The 15,833-nt window shown below is 39.4% G+C and carries 14 protein-coding genes; 6 read left to right on the top strand and 8 right to left on the bottom strand.

All coding sequences use genetic code 11. From position 1 onward, the window contains the following. Window positions 1-13: 13 nt before the first annotated feature. From fabI to mgtE, 3 genes are all read right to left on the bottom strand, one after another. The gene (gene fabI / locus N782_RS02135; protein ID WP_036815619.1) at window positions 14-790 is read right to left on the bottom strand and encodes an enoyl-ACP reductase FabI; all 777 of its coding nucleotides are present in this window, start codon (window positions 788-790) and stop codon (window positions 14-16) included. Window positions 791-1,233: 443 nt separating this feature from the next. After that, window positions 1,234-3,102 (bottom strand): monovalent cation:proton antiporter family protein, encoded by a 1,869-nt coding sequence (locus N782_RS02140; protein ID WP_036815621.1) that lies wholly within the window; start codon window positions 3,100-3,102, stop codon window positions 1,234-1,236. A gap of 18 nt (window positions 3,103-3,120) precedes the next feature. Further along, window positions 3,121-4,494, bottom strand: a complete 1,374-nt coding sequence (gene mgtE, locus N782_RS02145) for a magnesium transporter (protein ID WP_036815622.1) — start codon at window positions 4,492-4,494, stop codon at window positions 3,121-3,123. 308 nt (window positions 4,495-4,802) lie between these two features. Between mgtE and N782_RS02150 the strand changes: the two genes are divergently transcribed. Together N782_RS02150 and prpE are read left to right on the top strand one after the other, a co-directional pair. Continuing rightward, on the top strand, window positions 4,803-5,981 hold the full coding sequence (locus N782_RS02150) for an FtsW/RodA/SpoVE family cell cycle protein (protein ID WP_036815623.1): 1,179 nt from the start codon (window positions 4,803-4,805) through the stop codon (window positions 5,979-5,981). Window positions 5,982-6,455: 474 nt separating this feature from the next. Then, window positions 6,456-7,199, top strand: coding sequence for a bis(5'-nucleosyl)-tetraphosphatase PrpE (gene prpE / locus N782_RS02155; RefSeq protein WP_036815625.1), 744 nt, complete (start codon window positions 6,456-6,458; stop codon window positions 7,197-7,199). A gap of 116 nt (window positions 7,200-7,315) precedes the next feature. Here prpE and N782_RS02160 read toward each other — a convergent pair whose 3' ends face one another. The 3 genes from N782_RS02160 to yjbM are packed head-to-tail and all read right to left on the bottom strand — an operon-like array spanning window position 7,316 to window position 9,686. Then, a complete protein-coding gene (locus N782_RS02160; RefSeq protein WP_036815626.1) occupies window positions 7,316-8,200 on the bottom strand; it encodes an RluA family pseudouridine synthase in 885 nt (294 codons plus the stop codon). 21 nt (window positions 8,201-8,221) lie between these two features. Then, a complete protein-coding gene (locus tag N782_RS02165) occupies window positions 8,222-9,022 on the bottom strand; it encodes an NAD kinase (protein WP_036815627.1) in 801 nt (266 codons plus the stop codon). Window positions 9,023-9,050: 28 nt separating this feature from the next. After that, window positions 9,051-9,686 (bottom strand): GTP diphosphokinase, encoded by a 636-nt coding sequence (yjbM, locus tag N782_RS02170; protein WP_036815629.1) that lies wholly within the window; start codon window positions 9,684-9,686, stop codon window positions 9,051-9,053. A gap of 171 nt (window positions 9,687-9,857) precedes the next feature. On the opposite strand from yjbM, the gene N782_RS02175 reads away from it, so the two are divergent. The 4 genes from N782_RS02175 (at window position 9,858) to N782_RS21730 (ending at window position 12,611) form a co-directional block, all read left to right on the top strand. Beyond that, window positions 9,858-10,430 (top strand): CYTH domain-containing protein, encoded by a 573-nt coding sequence (locus N782_RS02175; RefSeq protein ID WP_036815631.1) that lies wholly within the window; start codon window positions 9,858-9,860, stop codon window positions 10,428-10,430. A 174-nt stretch (window positions 10,431-10,604) separates the two neighbouring features. Beyond that, entirely contained in the window at window positions 10,605-11,009 is a 405-nt protein-coding gene (locus N782_RS02180) for a globin domain-containing protein (protein ID WP_036815632.1), read from the top strand. Beyond that, the gene (locus N782_RS02185) at window positions 11,006-11,896 is read left to right on the top strand and encodes a ClpXP adapter SpxH family protein (protein ID WP_036815633.1); all 891 of its coding nucleotides are present in this window, start codon (window positions 11,006-11,008) and stop codon (window positions 11,894-11,896) included. Before N782_RS02180 ends, N782_RS02185 begins: the two co-directional genes overlap by 4 nt. Window positions 11,897-12,437: 541 nt before the next feature. Next, window positions 12,438-12,611, top strand: coding sequence for a hypothetical protein (locus tag N782_RS21730; protein WP_202595659.1), 174 nt, complete (start codon window positions 12,438-12,440; stop codon window positions 12,609-12,611). Between the two features lie 97 nt (window positions 12,612-12,708). On the opposite strand, the gene pepF is transcribed toward N782_RS21730, so the two are convergent. Together pepF and N782_RS02195 are read right to left on the bottom strand one after the other, a co-directional pair. Then, complete coding sequence (gene pepF / locus N782_RS02190; RefSeq protein WP_036815634.1) at window positions 12,709-14,514, bottom strand: oligoendopeptidase F; 1,806 nt, start codon at window positions 14,512-14,514, stop codon at window positions 12,709-12,711. A gap of 118 nt (window positions 14,515-14,632) precedes the next feature. After that, window positions 14,633-15,805 (bottom strand): competence protein CoiA, encoded by a 1,173-nt coding sequence (locus N782_RS02195; protein ID WP_036815635.1) that lies wholly within the window; start codon window positions 15,803-15,805, stop codon window positions 14,633-14,635. Window positions 15,806-15,833: the final 28 nt, after the last annotated feature.

Here is a 15,833-nt window from a genome sequence, read left to right on the forward strand (position 1 = left end):
GTAGCTATGCTTTTTAACGTCCAATAATATGGAAGCCAGAATCAACGTGGATAATTTCGCCTGTTACACCACGTGAAAAATCACTTAATAGGAAGTATGCTGTATCGCCAACTTCATCCTGGGTGGTTGGACGACGCAACGGAGCACGCTCTTCGATATCTTTTAAAATCGAGTTAAAATCGCCGACACCTTTAGCAGATAGCGTACGAATTGGGCCAGCAGAAATGGCATTTACGCGAATGCTGTGTTGTCCAAGGCTTTCTGCCAAGTACTTCACACTAGCATCAAGGCTTGCTTTTGCAACACCCATAACGTTGTAGTTCGGCACAACTCGTTCTCCACCAAGATACGTAAGCGTGACAATGCCTCCGCCTTCTGACATAAGTGGCTGTGCAGCACGTGCAACTGCAGTAAGGGAATACGAACTAATGTTGTGAGCAGTTAAGAACCCATCACGGCTCGTATTTAAGAAATCGCCCTTCAACTCATCTTTATTCGCAAATGCAATACAATGTGCAAGTCCATGGATGGTACCAACATCGTTTTGAATCTGCTGGAACGTTTCCGTAATGCTCTCATCATCCGTTACATCACACTGGTAGAACAATGCATCTTGTCCTTCTAATGAATCTGCTAAATCACGAACAGATTTCTCAAAACGCTCTGCTGCATACGTGAAAATAAGACGCGCGCCAGCGTTATGAAGAGACTGGGCAATCCCCCAAGCAATGCTACGCTTATTTGCAACACCCATAACTACATATGTACGACCTTCTAATGAAAAATTCATCTTTCGCCCTCCTCAGAGTTATTTTTTCAAAGGTGAGAATTAGTATTTGTTATTAGTACCTGATACTATTTTAAACGAACCCACCATGAAAGACAAGAGATATGGTAATCGTCCTGATTTCAGTATAACCGATATGAATACGATTACACTTGAATTTATTTGTTGGATTTAAAAGCGACCACCACCTCCGAGGAACATACCCACAGCCACATGGCTAATTTCCCCACTTCGGATCAACTTTTTGATTTTCGGAGCAACTTTTCCCATTTCCGAGCAAAATTTCAAATTTGCGAGCAACTTTTTCTTTTTCCGAGCAAAATCGCAAATTTCGGAGCAACCACCCTCCAGGAACGTAAAAATTACAACCCCCCCTCACCTTCCAAGCATCCTGAGATGAAAAAAAGCACGCCTCACATAGGCGTGCTTTCTAACTACCAGTTTATTTAACAAATCTCGCAGAATTCCAAATCCATACGCAGTTCTTCCACATATTCTGAAGAGCCGGTTACAATCAAACGGTCGTCCATTTTTAGTTCGGTATCGCCGTGTGGGACGATAGAATCTTTTTCGCGGAAGATTCGAACCATGATTACATCTCCGGTGAATGGGAAGTTGCGTAAATACATACCGTCGTATCTTGGATTGTTCATGTTGATTTGGTATAGCTGGCTTTCTTGTTTTGTTAAGAGATCAACTGAGTTTGGTGCGACAATCATAGCTTTTAGTAGTGCTTTAGAAGATAAGAAGACGGAGAATACTTCCACTCCATAAGCTTTCAATTCATTGTTTAACTCAGATGTTTCAGCTCGAGCAATAACGCGTTCAACGCCTCGATCTTTTGCATATTTAGCAATAACGGCGTTTTGCTGTTCATCACCGGTGGAAACGACAAGGACATCAACGTCAAAAATGCCCTGCCCGTGAAGGTCATCCACATCATAACTCTCTACATCATTGATTTGAAAGCAAGAGTTGGAGATGCGTTCATCAACTTTTTCCACTTTCGTGTGATACAGATGTGTTTCATATAGTTTAGGATCTAACTCGCGAACAACGGGTAGCGTCATGCGGTTGGAACCAATAAAGGAAACTGTATAACTGTGCTCCGATTCTTCCTCGTCCTGATTGTATAATTTCTTGAAGATAACCGGTGCAATTAGACATGAGATTACGGACACGAGAATTAATGCACCTTCCATTCTCGTAGTAATGAGTCCCATTTCTTGGCCGATTGTTGCAGCAGCAATCACTAGTGAAAGCTTCGCTGTTAAAATCGAACCACTCGCAAATACTTCTTTCCAAGAGTACCAGCGTCTAAGCATTAAAGAAGGGACCATCTTAGCAACGACAAGGGCTAAGAATAAAAGCGGCATTAGTAATAAGATTTTTGAATCCTGGAATAACTTTGGAATATCAATGCCGACACCAACCATCACAAAGAAGATTGGAATCAAAAATCCATAGCCGAAGCTGTCCAGACGCTTGACCATCTCTTGATTTGGTGAAAGAAGTGCGACGATAACACCAGCAAGGAATGCACCAAGAATGTTTTCCGCTCCAACCGTCTCTGAGATACCTACCAGCACCATGATAATGGTAAAAATCGCTCGCGTGTCAATTTGGACTGTTCCTTTTGACATCGTTTGTACGAAAGATTGATCTCTAAATTTCTTCCCGAGAAAGTAGATCAATACGCCTGCTCCGAATAGGATGAGCAGTAACCACATGCTTCCACTCTCTTCGCCTCCATAAATGGAAACGAAAATCGCTAATAGAATCATTGTGGACAGGTCAGCAATAACTGTAACGAGCAAGACAATTTGTCCGATATGGGTTTTCATCATTCCAGCGTCTTTAAGAGTTGGTACGACAACCCCAAGAGATATCGTAGAGATGATGAGTGTCATGAGGAATACGTTATCGATAAAATCAAATACAACAAATAGATACGACATCCCTAATGATAACAGCAATATAACGACAAACATCGAGGAGGCTATTTTCAACGGATTAGGGGCAAAGTTCCCTTCCGCTGTCTTTTCCTTTTTCTGTCCCCCTGCAAATGCAGAGAAGTCTATTTCAAGCCCACTAAGGAACATTAAGAAGATAAAGCCTAATGTTGATAAGGTTTCCAACCACATACCAGATTCTATGAGGTCGAAACCACTTTTTCCGATGATCAATCCTACGATAATTTCAGCTACGACAATTGGTACTGTGCGAAGCTTAAATCGATGCAGCAGAATAGGAGTAATAAAAGCGGCTAGGATAACTATCACTAGCGATGTTACAGATGCGGAACCGTGCTCCATACACTTTCCCCTCCTTTATCATGAATTCAATAGATGTAAACTTAAGAATGTTGTCGCCATTCCTAAATAAATTAAGATGGAAATAATATCATTAATCGTCGTAATAAACGGACCAGAGGCAACTGCCGGGTCAATATTAAGCCTGTGCATCACAAGCGGCACAATAGCACCAGCCAGAGTGGCCACAATTAAAGCTGCCATAATGGAAATTCCAACGAGCATACCAAGGAAGATATTCCCTTGCCATAAGAAGACAATAATTGTGATGAGAATTCCACAAATTGTTCCTGTAATCAGTCCTGTTCCTGCTTCACGCATCACAAGCTTTGGTATGCCATCTTTTTCATGGTCCCCTGTAGCCAGTCCACGAACAGCTACTGCTAATGCTTGCGTACCTGTATTACCAGCCATGCCGGCAATTAGAGGGATGAACACTGCTAGGATTGCCACTTGATTTAAAGTCGCTTCAAACTGTCCCATCAAGGAAGCAGTCATCATACCTAAAAACAATAAAATCACAAGCCATGGTAAACGTTTCTTGGCAGCTGCAAAGGCGTTCTCATCAGGACGATCAAGGTCTGATACACCGGCAAGTTTAGAGTAGTCATCACTTGCTTCTTCTTCCATAACGTCCATTATATCGTCGACTGTAATAATCCCAAGTAGATGATTTTGAAAATCTACTACTGGAAGGGCAAGAAAATCGTAGTCACGCATCATGCGTGCAACTTCTTCCTGATCTTCCCCAACTTGTACAGAAACGACACGATCACTCATTACTTCTGCAATAAGCCATTCGTCTTCTGCAATGATAAGGTCTCGAAGTGAGATAACACCAACTAAATGCTTATCCTCATCAATTACGAATATATAATAAATCGTCTCAGCATCTGGAGCTTCATGACGTAAGTGCAACATGGCCTCTCGGACGGTTTGATTGGCATGTATAACCACAAACTCGGTAGTCATGATACTTCCAGCTGTTTTCTCCTCGTAATATAAAAGCTCTTTTATATCTGATGCCGCTTCCTTGTCCATAATCGTCAAGAAGCTAGCTACTTTATTTTTATCTAACTCATTCAGAATATCTGCAGCATCATCCGTTGAGATTTCAGCTAGGACTTGTGCTGCAAAGCGAGGGTCCATTTCTGTGAAATATTCCTCTATTTCTTCAATATCAATATGCTCCATAACCTCAGCAATTTCTTCAGGCGAGAGGTACGTATAAATTTGCATTCGTACATCCGTTTCTTGTTCTTCAAATATTTTCGCTTGGTCGTATGGGTGCATTTCAAGAAATTCAGCACGAAATTGGTCGATCTTATCTTGAAACAACGCGTCTTGAATTTTCCCCCAAAGTTCTCTTCGTTCTTCTTCTTCAAGGTATTCCATCCTGATTCCCTCCTCATCGCCTAAAATTGAAGTGCTTCTATCTGCATTCTGTTCCATATTAGATGTTCGAATTTGACCGTTTCATAGTAAGGGTCAAGATAGCTTTTGTCAACGAATGTTCTCTACTTTTATCAAAGATTTAATTTTATCTTATAATATAGGAAAGGAAATTCTTAAAAAATAGCATAGAATAGTGTACACTTTTCATTGTGCATACTTTAATATCGTATCCTATTAGGAAACGGATTGCTCCCTTTTGGTTACAAAGTAAATGGGAACACATCCTCTATAGAAGAAAGGGATCATCTATGAACCAAAAAAATCAAGGCTTTAACATAGATTTTACGTTAATTTTTATTATACTCTTATTAGCTGCTGTTAGCTTATTTTCACTCTATACAATTCAACCGACGTTACCTTCTAAATATGACGGGACAAACTTCTTAATGCAGCAAACGCAATGGTACATACTCGGTACCATCGTAGTTATATCAGTGATGTTGATTGATTATGAACGTTTCCGCCAATTCGCGTGGGTTATTTATGGGTTAGGTGTCATGATGCTACTCATGCTTGAACTAAACATCCCTAGTTTTCTTGTCCATTCAAACAATGGTGCTACAAGTTGGTTTAAGTTGCCATTCGGAACAATCCAACCGGGAGAATTTATGAAAGTGTTTCTTGTTATCATTCAAAGTCATTTAATTGCCCGACACCATGAAAAAAGACCAGATTATCAAAGCGTTAAATATGATTTATGGTTGTTAGCTAAGTTAATTGGTGTCGCCCTTCCTCCTATGGCACTCATTGCCAAACAGCCTGACCTTGGAACATTTCTTGTCATGGCTGCCATAACAGGAGCCCTTATTCTCGTTTCCGGTGTCCGGTGGCGAATCTTATTAACTATTATTGGAATTATCGGTATTTCTGCTGCAGCATTCGTGACCATTTATCTACTGTTTCCGCTTGCGATGGAGCAATTTTTAACAGAGTCTGATTTTGGTCACGTTACTGGTAGGTTTTATGGCTGGCTTCAGCCTGAAAAATATGAAGATTACGGTTATCAGTTAACAAAAGCGATGATGGCAATTGGCTCGGGGCAATTACTTGGTAAAGGTGTAATGGGGATGCAATCGTTAAACATTCCTGAACGCCATACGGATATGATTTTCACAGCTATTGCCGAACAATTTGGTTTTCTTGGAGCGAGTGTTGTTGTGACGTTGTTTTTCCTACTCATTTATCGTTTGATTTCTACAGCGCTAGAGAGTAACGATCAATTCGGTAGCTACCTCTGCGTAGGGATAATTGGTTTATTCACCTACCAGATTTTCCAAAACATCGGCATGTCTATTCAATTGCTACCAATAACAGGACTTCCCCTCCCCTTTCTAAGTTACGGAGGAAGTTCCCTACTGACCTACATGCTTGCAATAGCGATTGTATTAAATGTCCGCTTCCGAACCAAAACCTATATGTTTGATTAAGGTAAAGGGTGGTTACGCTAAAATAGCGACCACCCTTTTTTGAACAAGATTCTGTTGAAGGGGGTGGAAAATAACTCGCATTCCTGCGGACGAGCTGTTCCCCCACCCAACCCTGCCGATATGTTGTTATCGGAATCGACAATACGTAAGACATCTTTTTTGACGGACATACAAGCTCTTATTTTCTGTAAAAACCCTCTTTTGAGGAGGCAAACGGACATATAGTATCTTATTTGGAATAAAACACACTACATTAAGGTGTTTTTGGCTAAATAGCGAACTGATTGTCCGTTTCGAATGCAAAGTAGCCTTCAAATCGAAGAATAAGAGACTGTATGTCCATTTAGCATAGCATCACCTTGCGTCGTAAACATTGATGGAAAGAAAGTTCTGAAATAATGCTCACATAGAAGCATCTAACTGCCCCTGTTATAGGAACAAAATAAATTGATACTTAATGTAAGGAGGAGTCACATGAAAGTCGATATCATTGGTGATGTTCATGGTTGTTTTGATGAGTTGTTTGAATTATTTCAAAAGCTAGGCTATACAATTAATGATGGCGTGCCTGAGCATGAGGATGGGCGCACACCTATTTTTGTGGGGGATTTACCTGATCGAGGTCCAGAATCCTTAAAAGTCATTCATTTTGTATATGAGCTTGTCGTGAAACACCAAAAAGGTCACTATGTTCCAGGAAACCATGACAATAAATTGTACCGCTTCTTCAAAGGGAATAATGTCCAACAAAAGCATGGGTTAGAAACAACTGTAGCTGAGTATGAGGCACTTCCAACTGATCAACAGGAGAAGGTTAAACAACGTTTTAAGGAGTTATATGAGCATTCTCCTTTATATCATGTACTTCCAGAAGCCAACCTAGTTGTAGCTCATGCTGGTATTCGTGAAGATATGATAGGACGAGACGATAAAAAAGTGCACACCTTCGTTCTATATGGAGATATAACTGGGGAGTTTCACGAAAATGGTATGCCTGTACGTCGTGATTGGGCAGCAGATTATGAAGGAAGTCGATGGATTGTTTATGGACATACACCAGTACGAAAACCTCGCTTCAAAAATAAAACGGTCAATATTGATACTGGCTGTGTATTTGGCGGAGCCTTGTCGGCATTTCGTCTCCCGGAAGAAGAAATTGTGTCTGTTCCATCAAAGCAACCTGAAGTACCAGAGAAGTTTCGAACATTTGATGATTAAGAACAAAAATTCAAGCAACTTGGTTACTACCTACCCCGCTCCTTTTTTCAATTTTTCAAAGTCAGAGTCGCTCCAAAGCCTCGAAATAGAACTAAAAAAGCTGACCCATTAAAGAGTCAGCTTTTTTCATGTGTAATAAGCCTTACCATATCCTCAGGCATCTCTGCATTCACTACTATCTCTTCCCCACTCATTGGATGCGGAAAAACAAGAGACGTACAATGCAATGCCTGTCTATCAATCAAGCTACGCTCACCACCATATAAATGATCCCCAAGAAGAGGATGTCCTAGATAGCTAAAGTGAACACGGATTTGATGGGTGCGACCTGTTTCCAGACGAACATCTAAGAGTGTATAGTCTGGAGTCTCTACTTCTACTTGGTAATGAGTAATTGCTTCACGACCGTCAGGTGTTACCTGTCGTTCAATAAGGGAATCGTAATTTCTTCCTATCGGAGCAGCTATGGTTCCGTTTGAGTCCGCTATCCTTCCCGAAACGATGGCTTTATACGTACGTCGAATCTGTCCTTTTTCCTGCGTGGAGGACAAAATCGAGTGAGCCAGTCTATGCTTTGCGATTAAAACGATACCTGATGTATCGACGTCCAATCTAGTAACAATATGCACGGTATAAGATATGTTTTCTTTGTTGTAATAAGCAATAATTCGATTGGACAATGTATCCTCTAAATGATGGATAGAGGGAATGGTTGCAAGTCCTGCAGGTTTGTTTAATACCAACACATCCTCATCCTCATATAAAATAACGATTGGACGATCTACAGGATGCAGGTGTGGCCCCCGTTCTTCTGGTGGAAAATGAAGTTCCAACACATCACCCTCTGCTAGCTTAGCTTTGACACTAACGGGGTCGTCGTTTAAAAGAATTGCCCCCTCGAACTTCACCACTTTTACCATGCTACGAGAAAATGCTCGCACGCTGTGAAGATAGTTACGTACGAGCATCCCTTCTTGCTGTTTGGTAATGGTCCACTTCACGTTCAGTGCACCTCGCTTCTCTTATTCATCATCTGCAACGAAAGAATCATGTACTCGCTTCCAGAATGGGAATGGTCGAAAACGTGCAAAGCGGACTTTTTCTTTCGCCACACGACACTGAATGGATTTTACATCAGCATAGCGCCGTGTTATATGATCAAGTGTTATTAAAAAGCTCTTTTCATGCTTAGGCTTTAGCATACATGTATGATGTTTCGGTAAAATCAATGGGGATCCAATCGTACGGAAGACACGGTTGTTAATGGACGCCATCTCTGCAATTTGAATCGCTTCAAGTGAAGGGTGAATGATTGCTCCACCTAAAGCTTTATTATAGGCGGTACTTCCAGAAGGGGTCGATATACATAACCCATCTCCGCGGAACGTTTCAAAATGCTCACCTTTTATCTCCACATCCAAAACAACGGATCCTTCTGCCGTTTTTACGGAGCATTCGTTCAATGCAAGGAAGCGATCCTCAGGTTCGTCCCCTTTTGGACGTATTGTAATTTCTAATAATGGATATTCGACTACTTGAAATGGTGTACGAGCCACTTCAATAATTAACTTTTCGAGTTCCTTTGGCATCCAATCTGCATAAAAGCCCAGATGACCAGTATGTACTCCAATAAATGCTGTCTTATCAAGGCGATGGATGTACGTGTGGAACGCTTCTAAGAGCGTTCCATCCCCACCGATTGAAATAACTAAATCAGGTTCTTCCTCATCTATGACAAGGTTGAATTCGGTTAAATAATTTTTCATTTTAGCTAGAATTTCATCGGAGACAGAATCGCCTTTTGAAGTAAGCGCAAACTTCATAATAGAAGAAACCTCCCTTATTTACACATTAGGATTTGTCAGTTGGCTCATTATCATTCTTTTTCCTGAAAATGGCTTGTGCTTCTTGAATTTCATTGCGTATCTTGGACATCTCTTCATCTAATTGAAAGGCAGCTTCAGCTGCTTTCTTCAAGCGCGCTTTCACCTCAATTGGAATCTGTCCACTATACTTATAGTTTAAAGAATGCTCATTTGTCGCCCAGAAATTCATGGCGAGCGTACGAATCTGAATTTCAGCTAGCAATTTCTTTTCTCCCTGAATTGTTTCTACAGGATATTCAATAATAACATGATAGGAGCGGTAACCGCTTTCTTTCTTTTTGCTAATATAATCTTTTTCTTCAATAATATCAAAGTCTTTGCGCTGTCGAAGCATACCTACTACAGTATAGATGTCATCGACAAATTGGCAAACGACTCGAAGACCAGCAATATCTTGTATTTCATCTTCAAGGTCTGGATAAGCAATATTTCTTTCTCTTGCTTTTGCTAATATACTCTGTATCGGTTTGACCCGACCTGTAACAAATTCAATAGGGGAATGCGTGGAACCATATTCATACTGGGCTCTCATCCCCTTTAATTTCACCTTTAATTCATCAACAGCTTGATTATAAGGTGCCAAAAACATTTCCCAATTCATACTATCAAGCACCACCTTTAAACGTAACAACAGCGATTCATCAAGTTGTTTCACATGATGAATACTGCGTTTTTATTGTATCATAAAATAGGGAAATGGATAATGATTGCAATCTTCACAAATGTCATCAATAATAAAAACGACCCATTTTAGATGGATGGAGGTATAAAAATGTCTCAAGAGATTGAAATAGAATTTAAGAATTTACTAGAAGAACATGAATATGAACAACTTGCTCAAAACTTACCTTTCCAAAAGGAACAACGTTTTAGTCAAACGAACTATTATTTTGAAACAGATTCATTTGATTTACGGGAACAAAAATGTGCCCTTCGGATTCGTAAAAAGAAGGACACATGGACGGCAACATTAAAAGAACCGCATCCCGAAGGCCTTCTTGAAACTCACGATACGTTAACGGAAGAAGAAGCACAGGAATGGATGAATAATGAACCGGCTCCTGCTCCAAATATTAAAGAACGACTAGCTAATCTTGGAATTGTATTTTCCTCAATTCAATTCAAAGGTGCTTTGACGACAGAACGCATGGAGTCAGAATACAAGGATACACTTATTGTATTGGACCGCAGTCACTACAACAATGTGACGGACTATGAGTTTGAGTTAGAAGCTAAGGAAAAACAACATGGACAAGCTGTATTCAATGAAATACTTCGTCAATTTGATATCCCAGTACGTGAGACTCCTAATAAAATTAAACGATTCTTCCAATCTGTAACATAAACAGATTTGTTGAGTTTTGGAAGCTAGCGTTGCTACAATAAGAAAAAGAAACATGATGAAAGCCTATTGGAAAGGTATCGTATTCGACAAGCATACCTTTGTCAACGCTTTCATCATGGCCTGAATTTACGCTTTTGTCTTATAACAGATAAAGTTAACGAGAGAGTGTTAAGTATGACAAATTATGAAGGAACGGTTTATGATGCAATTGGTGGCTCAGCTACCATTCACCTTTTGGTTGAAGCGTTTTATGAACGTGTGGGAAAACACCCAGATTTAGCTCCTATCTTCCCAGACGATTTAACAGAAACTGCTCGTAAACAAAAACAATTTCTATCTCAATTCTTAGGTGGTCCTGCGTATTATACAGAGGAGCATGGACATCCTATGCTAAGAGCTAGACATTTACCGTTTGAAATCACCCCTACTCGTAAAGACGCCTGGCTCTCATGTATGAGGGAAGCGTTAGAGGAAGCTGGGGTAGAAGAGCCATATCGAAGTGCCATTTTTGAACGATTAACTTATACAGCACATCACATGATGAACACACCAGAAGATAGGAAAGGAGAATCCACGTGAGCTGGCAAATGACTGGGGAATCAAACAACACGAAACCATCAACATCCCAGTTTGGTTTTTTCGACCTATTAAAAAAACCAGTTGAGATTTATGTATTCATCGATCCCTTATGTCCTGAATGCTGGTCTTTAGAGCCATATATCAAAAAGCTTACGATTGAGTACGGGAGATACTTTACAATCCGACCAATCATTAGTGGAAAATTAACTTCCTTAAACTCAGAATCTTTCCAGAAACCAGAGGACTTGGCTAAAGGCTGGGAAAAAGTAGCTTCCCGAACTGGTATGAGTTGTGATGGTGATTTGTGGTTAGAAAATCCTGTCTCATCTCCTTGGCTCGCCGCATTGGCAATCAAAGCTGCAGAATTACAAGGTCGAAAAGCTGGGATGAGATTCTTACGCAAACTACAGGAATATTTATTCTTAAATAAACAAAACATCTCGAATGAGGATGTTCTCATTTCCTGCGCAAAAGATGTTAAGCTGGATGTTGAAGAATTCAAACGTGATTTACATTCTGATTCTGCTAAACGCGCTTTACAATGTGACTTAAAGCTGACTCGAGAAATGGAAGTAGATCAAATACCAGCAATAGTTCTATTTAACCAAGAGGAAGAAGAAGAAGGTATTAAAATAACTGGACTTTATCCTTATCCAATATATGTAGAAGTACTGCAAGAAATGTTGCAGAAAAGGCCTTCTCCTGCTTCCAAACCAGATATCGAAGAGTTTTTAAAACACTACGGACTTGTAGCAAGTCGCGAGATTTCTGAAGTGTATGACTGGTCTGAAGCTAAAACAAAATGTGAAATGAAGAAGCTTCTTCTCAAACAAAAAGTAGAACAACACCCTGCTAAGTATGACATGTTTTGGCGTTATATTGATTAGTATATTAAACCGGAATTATTAACAAAATAAGTACAAGTCGGGCTACTCTTCATTAGAGTAGCCCCTCTTTTATTGAAGTCATATGTAACTTGCTCTAAAGATTATGTTTTCGCTTTGAAGTGTGTAGATCATTAAGAAAAAAGCCAGGCTAACGATCGCCTGGCATTACTATGTCTATATCATTAGACAAAGGGGGATGGGAGAAAGTATCACAGCCTAAACAAAGGGGTGTTATAGTATGTGATTCATTTCACATGTAAACTATATCATGAGACATTTACTTAATACAATCCTTTTAGCCTATTGTCACAAAAGGTTCACGAATATGCTTGTAAAGATTAGGCCAACCCTTGCATAAACTAGTTGTAAAGTTGAACGATACTCTCCTGAATCTCTCCAAACATACTTAAGCAAGAAGAACGAATAATTAACATTCTCCTATCAAAGAATTGCTTCTGTCATACTAGAGGATTGGTGCTGGAGATAGACATCTATCATCTTTATCTAATACTTTTTATCCTTAAGGAAAAGGAGTGGCGCTATGCGTTATCTACCATTGTTTTGGGTGATTGTCACTATCATTGCACTTGGATTTAACTTACTAGGATTGATGAAGCTAGTTCCTCTTCTCCTATCGATGCCCTTATTGTTCATATCCATTTATTTCACTATCTTTAGCTTTACACACCGACGCTCCTTTAAAGGGTTACGATAAGGTAGATCGTTGCTGTTGTACGGGAATGTGACACTTAATACCATGTAAAAGCTCCTCCCCCCTTTTAACAGGAGGTAGGAGCTTTTTGTTTAAGCTTTTATTGTGCTTTAATTAATTTCTCAAACTCAGCTAATTTTTCTTCAAATACATCAAGAGCTTCTTCAATTGGTTGCTTAGAAGTCATATCTACCCCAGCATGCTTCAGCACTTCGATTGGATAATCACTGCTGCCAGCCTTTAAGAAGTCTTTGTAACGACTCACTGCATCATCACCTTCTTTTAAAATCTGTGATGCTAAAGCAGTTGCGGCAGAATAGCCGGTGGCATACTGATAAACATAATAATTGTAATAAAAGTGTGGGATACGTGCCCATTCTAAGCCAATTTCGTCATCCACTACAATATTATTTCCAAAGTATTTTTGGTTTAAATCATGATAGAGTTCTGTGAGTTTATCAGCTGTTAAAGCTTCACCATTTTGTTCACGCTTATGAATATCATGTTCAAATTCTGCAAACATTGTTTGACGGAACACAGTGCCACGGAATCCTTCTAGGAAATGGTTAAGAAGATAAAGCTTCTTCTTCTCATCTTCTGTTTCTTTCAGTAGATAATCGTTTAATAGTGCCTCATTACATGTAGAAGCAACTTCTGCTACAAAAATAGAGTAACTTCCATAACGATACGGTTGGTTCGCTGCAGAATAATAACTATGCAAGGAATGGCCTAATTCGTGTGCCAACGTAAATAAGTTGTTCAAATTATTTTGCCAGTTCATTAAAATATATGGATTCGTTCCATACGTACCAGAAGAATATGCACCGCTACGCTTTCCTTTGTTCTCTTCGACATCAATCCAACGGTTCTTATACCCTTCTTTTACAATATTCACGTATTCGTCGCCTAGAGGTTCTAACCCCTTCAGTACTAATTCCTGAGCTTGCTCGTAAGGAATATCCATATCAACATCCTGTACAAGGTCAGCATATAGATCGTACATATGAAGCTCATCTACACCCAGCACTTCTTTACGCAAGTCAACGTATCGCTGTAATGCAGGAAGTCGATCGTTTACCGCTTCTACCAAATTATCGTACACCTTCTCAGGAATGTTGTTATTATCCAAAGCAGCATGTCGAGCAGATTCATAATTACGCACGGAAGCTGAGAAATTATGCTTCTTAACTGATCCACTTAACGTAGTAGAAAACGTATTCTTAAAGTTGCCAAACGTTTCATACATAGCCTCAAAAGCTTGCTTTCTTACACTTCGATCTTTAGATTGCAAAAAGCGAATGTAACGACCATGTGTTAAATCGACATCGTTGCCTTCTTCATCTTGAATGGTTGGGAACGTTAAATCAGCGTTGTTTAGAGCACCAAATGTTTGAGTAGGATTTGCCATAACCTCTGAAGCTTTAGCAAGAAGAGCTTCTTCTTTTTCACTTAATGTGTGAGGACGTTGGCGAGTAATTTCATTCAATGCTTTCTCGTACAGTTTTAGTTCCTCTTTTTCAGATATAAACTGTTCAACCGTACCTTCTTCCATTGCCAGAATTTCTGGATCAATATAACTCATGGCACTTCCTACTTGTGTCAAAAGGTTTTCTGCCCTAGTATTCATCTCTTGATAATGAGAATTTGTCGTGTCCTGATCGTAGCGCATATGTGCGTATGTAAACAGTTTTCCTACTCGGTTTGCCACTTCATCTTGAAGCGTTAACAGATTATATAACGTATCAGCTGATTCATGTAGTTTCCCTTGATATTCTGTAATACTTGGAGTAAGTTGTTTAACTGCTTCAAATTCTTCGTTCCACTCTTCATCATTAGAAAAAATATCTTCTAACCTCCAGGTGCGCTCTTCTGGTATTTCATCACGTTTAGGTAACTCTTTTGCCATCTTAATTCCTCCTTAATATTTCCTTCCCCTTATTTCGTGTCCCGAATTAAGAAACCCTTCTTTTTTCAGAAATATTATACATTTATTGATTATTATATCGTATATCAATACCTGTTTGCTATTCCTCACTCTCTAGCTGCTCTTTTATTGTACTCTTCAATAGTTTGATTAATTCTTCATCTTGTTTGATTCCATCGTGTAATGTACGAGGAAATTGAACCTCCCTTCTTTTTTCGAAGATGTTTCCTTGTATATGCTTTAATAAGCCAATCTTGGTTAACAATCTTGCATATGCTAATTGGGGCTTTGGTTGCTTATTCAATAATGGATAACGCATAGTAGGAGAGTCAATAACGTTGATTCTTTCACCTAAGGGAAGAGGTAACAGATGCTCTATCACCCATCTCGCTTGCCAACTATAAGGTTCTTCATTCGGGGACAAGTTTGGTATAGGGAGATGAATAATTGATGGAAGTAGACTAGCATGATAGCCACGAAGGTACAGATATTGATGAAAAGAATAGGCTCTAGAAGCTTTAATAATATAGTGGGGACGTTTTCTAAAGGAGTGTTTTTCCTTTAGCCAAATGTCTAATAAAACATTAGGTGAGAAATTATTTTGTAGGTTAAGAAGTTGTGGGAAATTGATAAACTGAATTGGATAAAAATCGAAGGTGCCAATCATTTTTGTCTTGCTGATTGGATAAGGATTTTGAAAGATGCTGAACTGCTTCGCATCAGGACAATAATAATACACACTCATGGGTGAATTAGATTGAAATTGATGAAAAAATAGTTGATCAAACGAGGAAAATGATGAGGTGTTTGTTCGTTTACGATTAAGGCGATTTCCACCAAGGATCCAAATAGGAATAATTCCATAGCGTTTATATCCTCTTGTTCGAGCCAACATCATTTCCGGGGAAATACGACAACATTGATATTCTATTGCAATTTTTCTTTTATTTATAGTGAGAAATATGTCAGGACGTTGATTAATCTCTGGTATATAAGCTTCCAATGCCACGTTATAACCTTGCGATTTAAACCATTTAAATAAATGTATTTTTCCTCTTTCATGATAGTTCCCTTCTCCTGTGGATGCATTCACGCACATTGAATGAGGTTTATGAGCAAAGTGCGGCACCACTTTCGCTCCTGCTTTCACCAATACCCCTTCCTTACATATGGGACAAAGGAAGTTTTCTGTGCTACGAAGATGGCTAATTTGTTGAATGGAAAAATCCATTAACAGAAATTCCTTTCCTAATTGATTGACTGCTTTTAACACATAGGTACACTCCTCTCTTTACTACGCT

The sequence above is a fragment of the Pontibacillus yanchengensis Y32 genome (assembly GCF_000770635.1).
Taxonomy (GTDB): Bacteria; Bacillota; Bacilli; order Bacillales; family BH030062; genus Pontibacillus; species Pontibacillus yanchengensis.

Excerpts from the sequence above, each read along its gene's own strand:
- fabI (WP_036815619.1), bottom strand. The coding sequence starts at position 790 with ATGAATTTTTCATTAGAAGGTCGTACATATGTAGTTATGGGTGTTGCA.
- N782_RS02140 (WP_036815621.1), bottom strand. The coding sequence starts at position 3,102 with ATGGAGCACGGTTCCGCATCTGTAACATCGCTAGTGATAGTTATCCTA.
- mgtE (WP_036815622.1), bottom strand. The coding sequence starts at position 4,494 with ATGGAATACCTTGAAGAAGAAGAACGAAGAGAACTTTGGGGGAAAATT.
- N782_RS02150 (WP_036815623.1), top strand. The coding sequence starts at position 4,803 with ATGAACCAAAAAAATCAAGGCTTTAACATAGATTTTACGTTAATTTTT.
- prpE (WP_036815625.1), top strand. The coding sequence starts at position 6,456 with ATGAAAGTCGATATCATTGGTGATGTTCATGGTTGTTTTGATGAGTTG.
- N782_RS02165 (WP_036815627.1), bottom strand. The coding sequence starts at position 9,022 with ATGAAGTTTGCGCTTACTTCAAAAGGCGATTCTGTCTCCGATGAAATT.
- yjbM (WP_036815629.1), bottom strand. The coding sequence starts at position 9,686 with ATGAATTGGGAAATGTTTTTGGCACCTTATAATCAAGCTGTTGATGAA.
- N782_RS02175 (WP_036815631.1), top strand. The coding sequence starts at position 9,858 with ATGTCTCAAGAGATTGAAATAGAATTTAAGAATTTACTAGAAGAACAT.
- N782_RS02180 (WP_036815632.1), top strand. The coding sequence starts at position 10,605 with ATGACAAATTATGAAGGAACGGTTTATGATGCAATTGGTGGCTCAGCT.
- N782_RS21730 (WP_202595659.1), top strand. The coding sequence starts at position 12,438 with ATGCGTTATCTACCATTGTTTTGGGTGATTGTCACTATCATTGCACTT.
- pepF (WP_036815634.1), bottom strand. The coding sequence starts at position 14,514 with ATGGCAAAAGAGTTACCTAAACGTGATGAAATACCAGAAGAGCGCACC.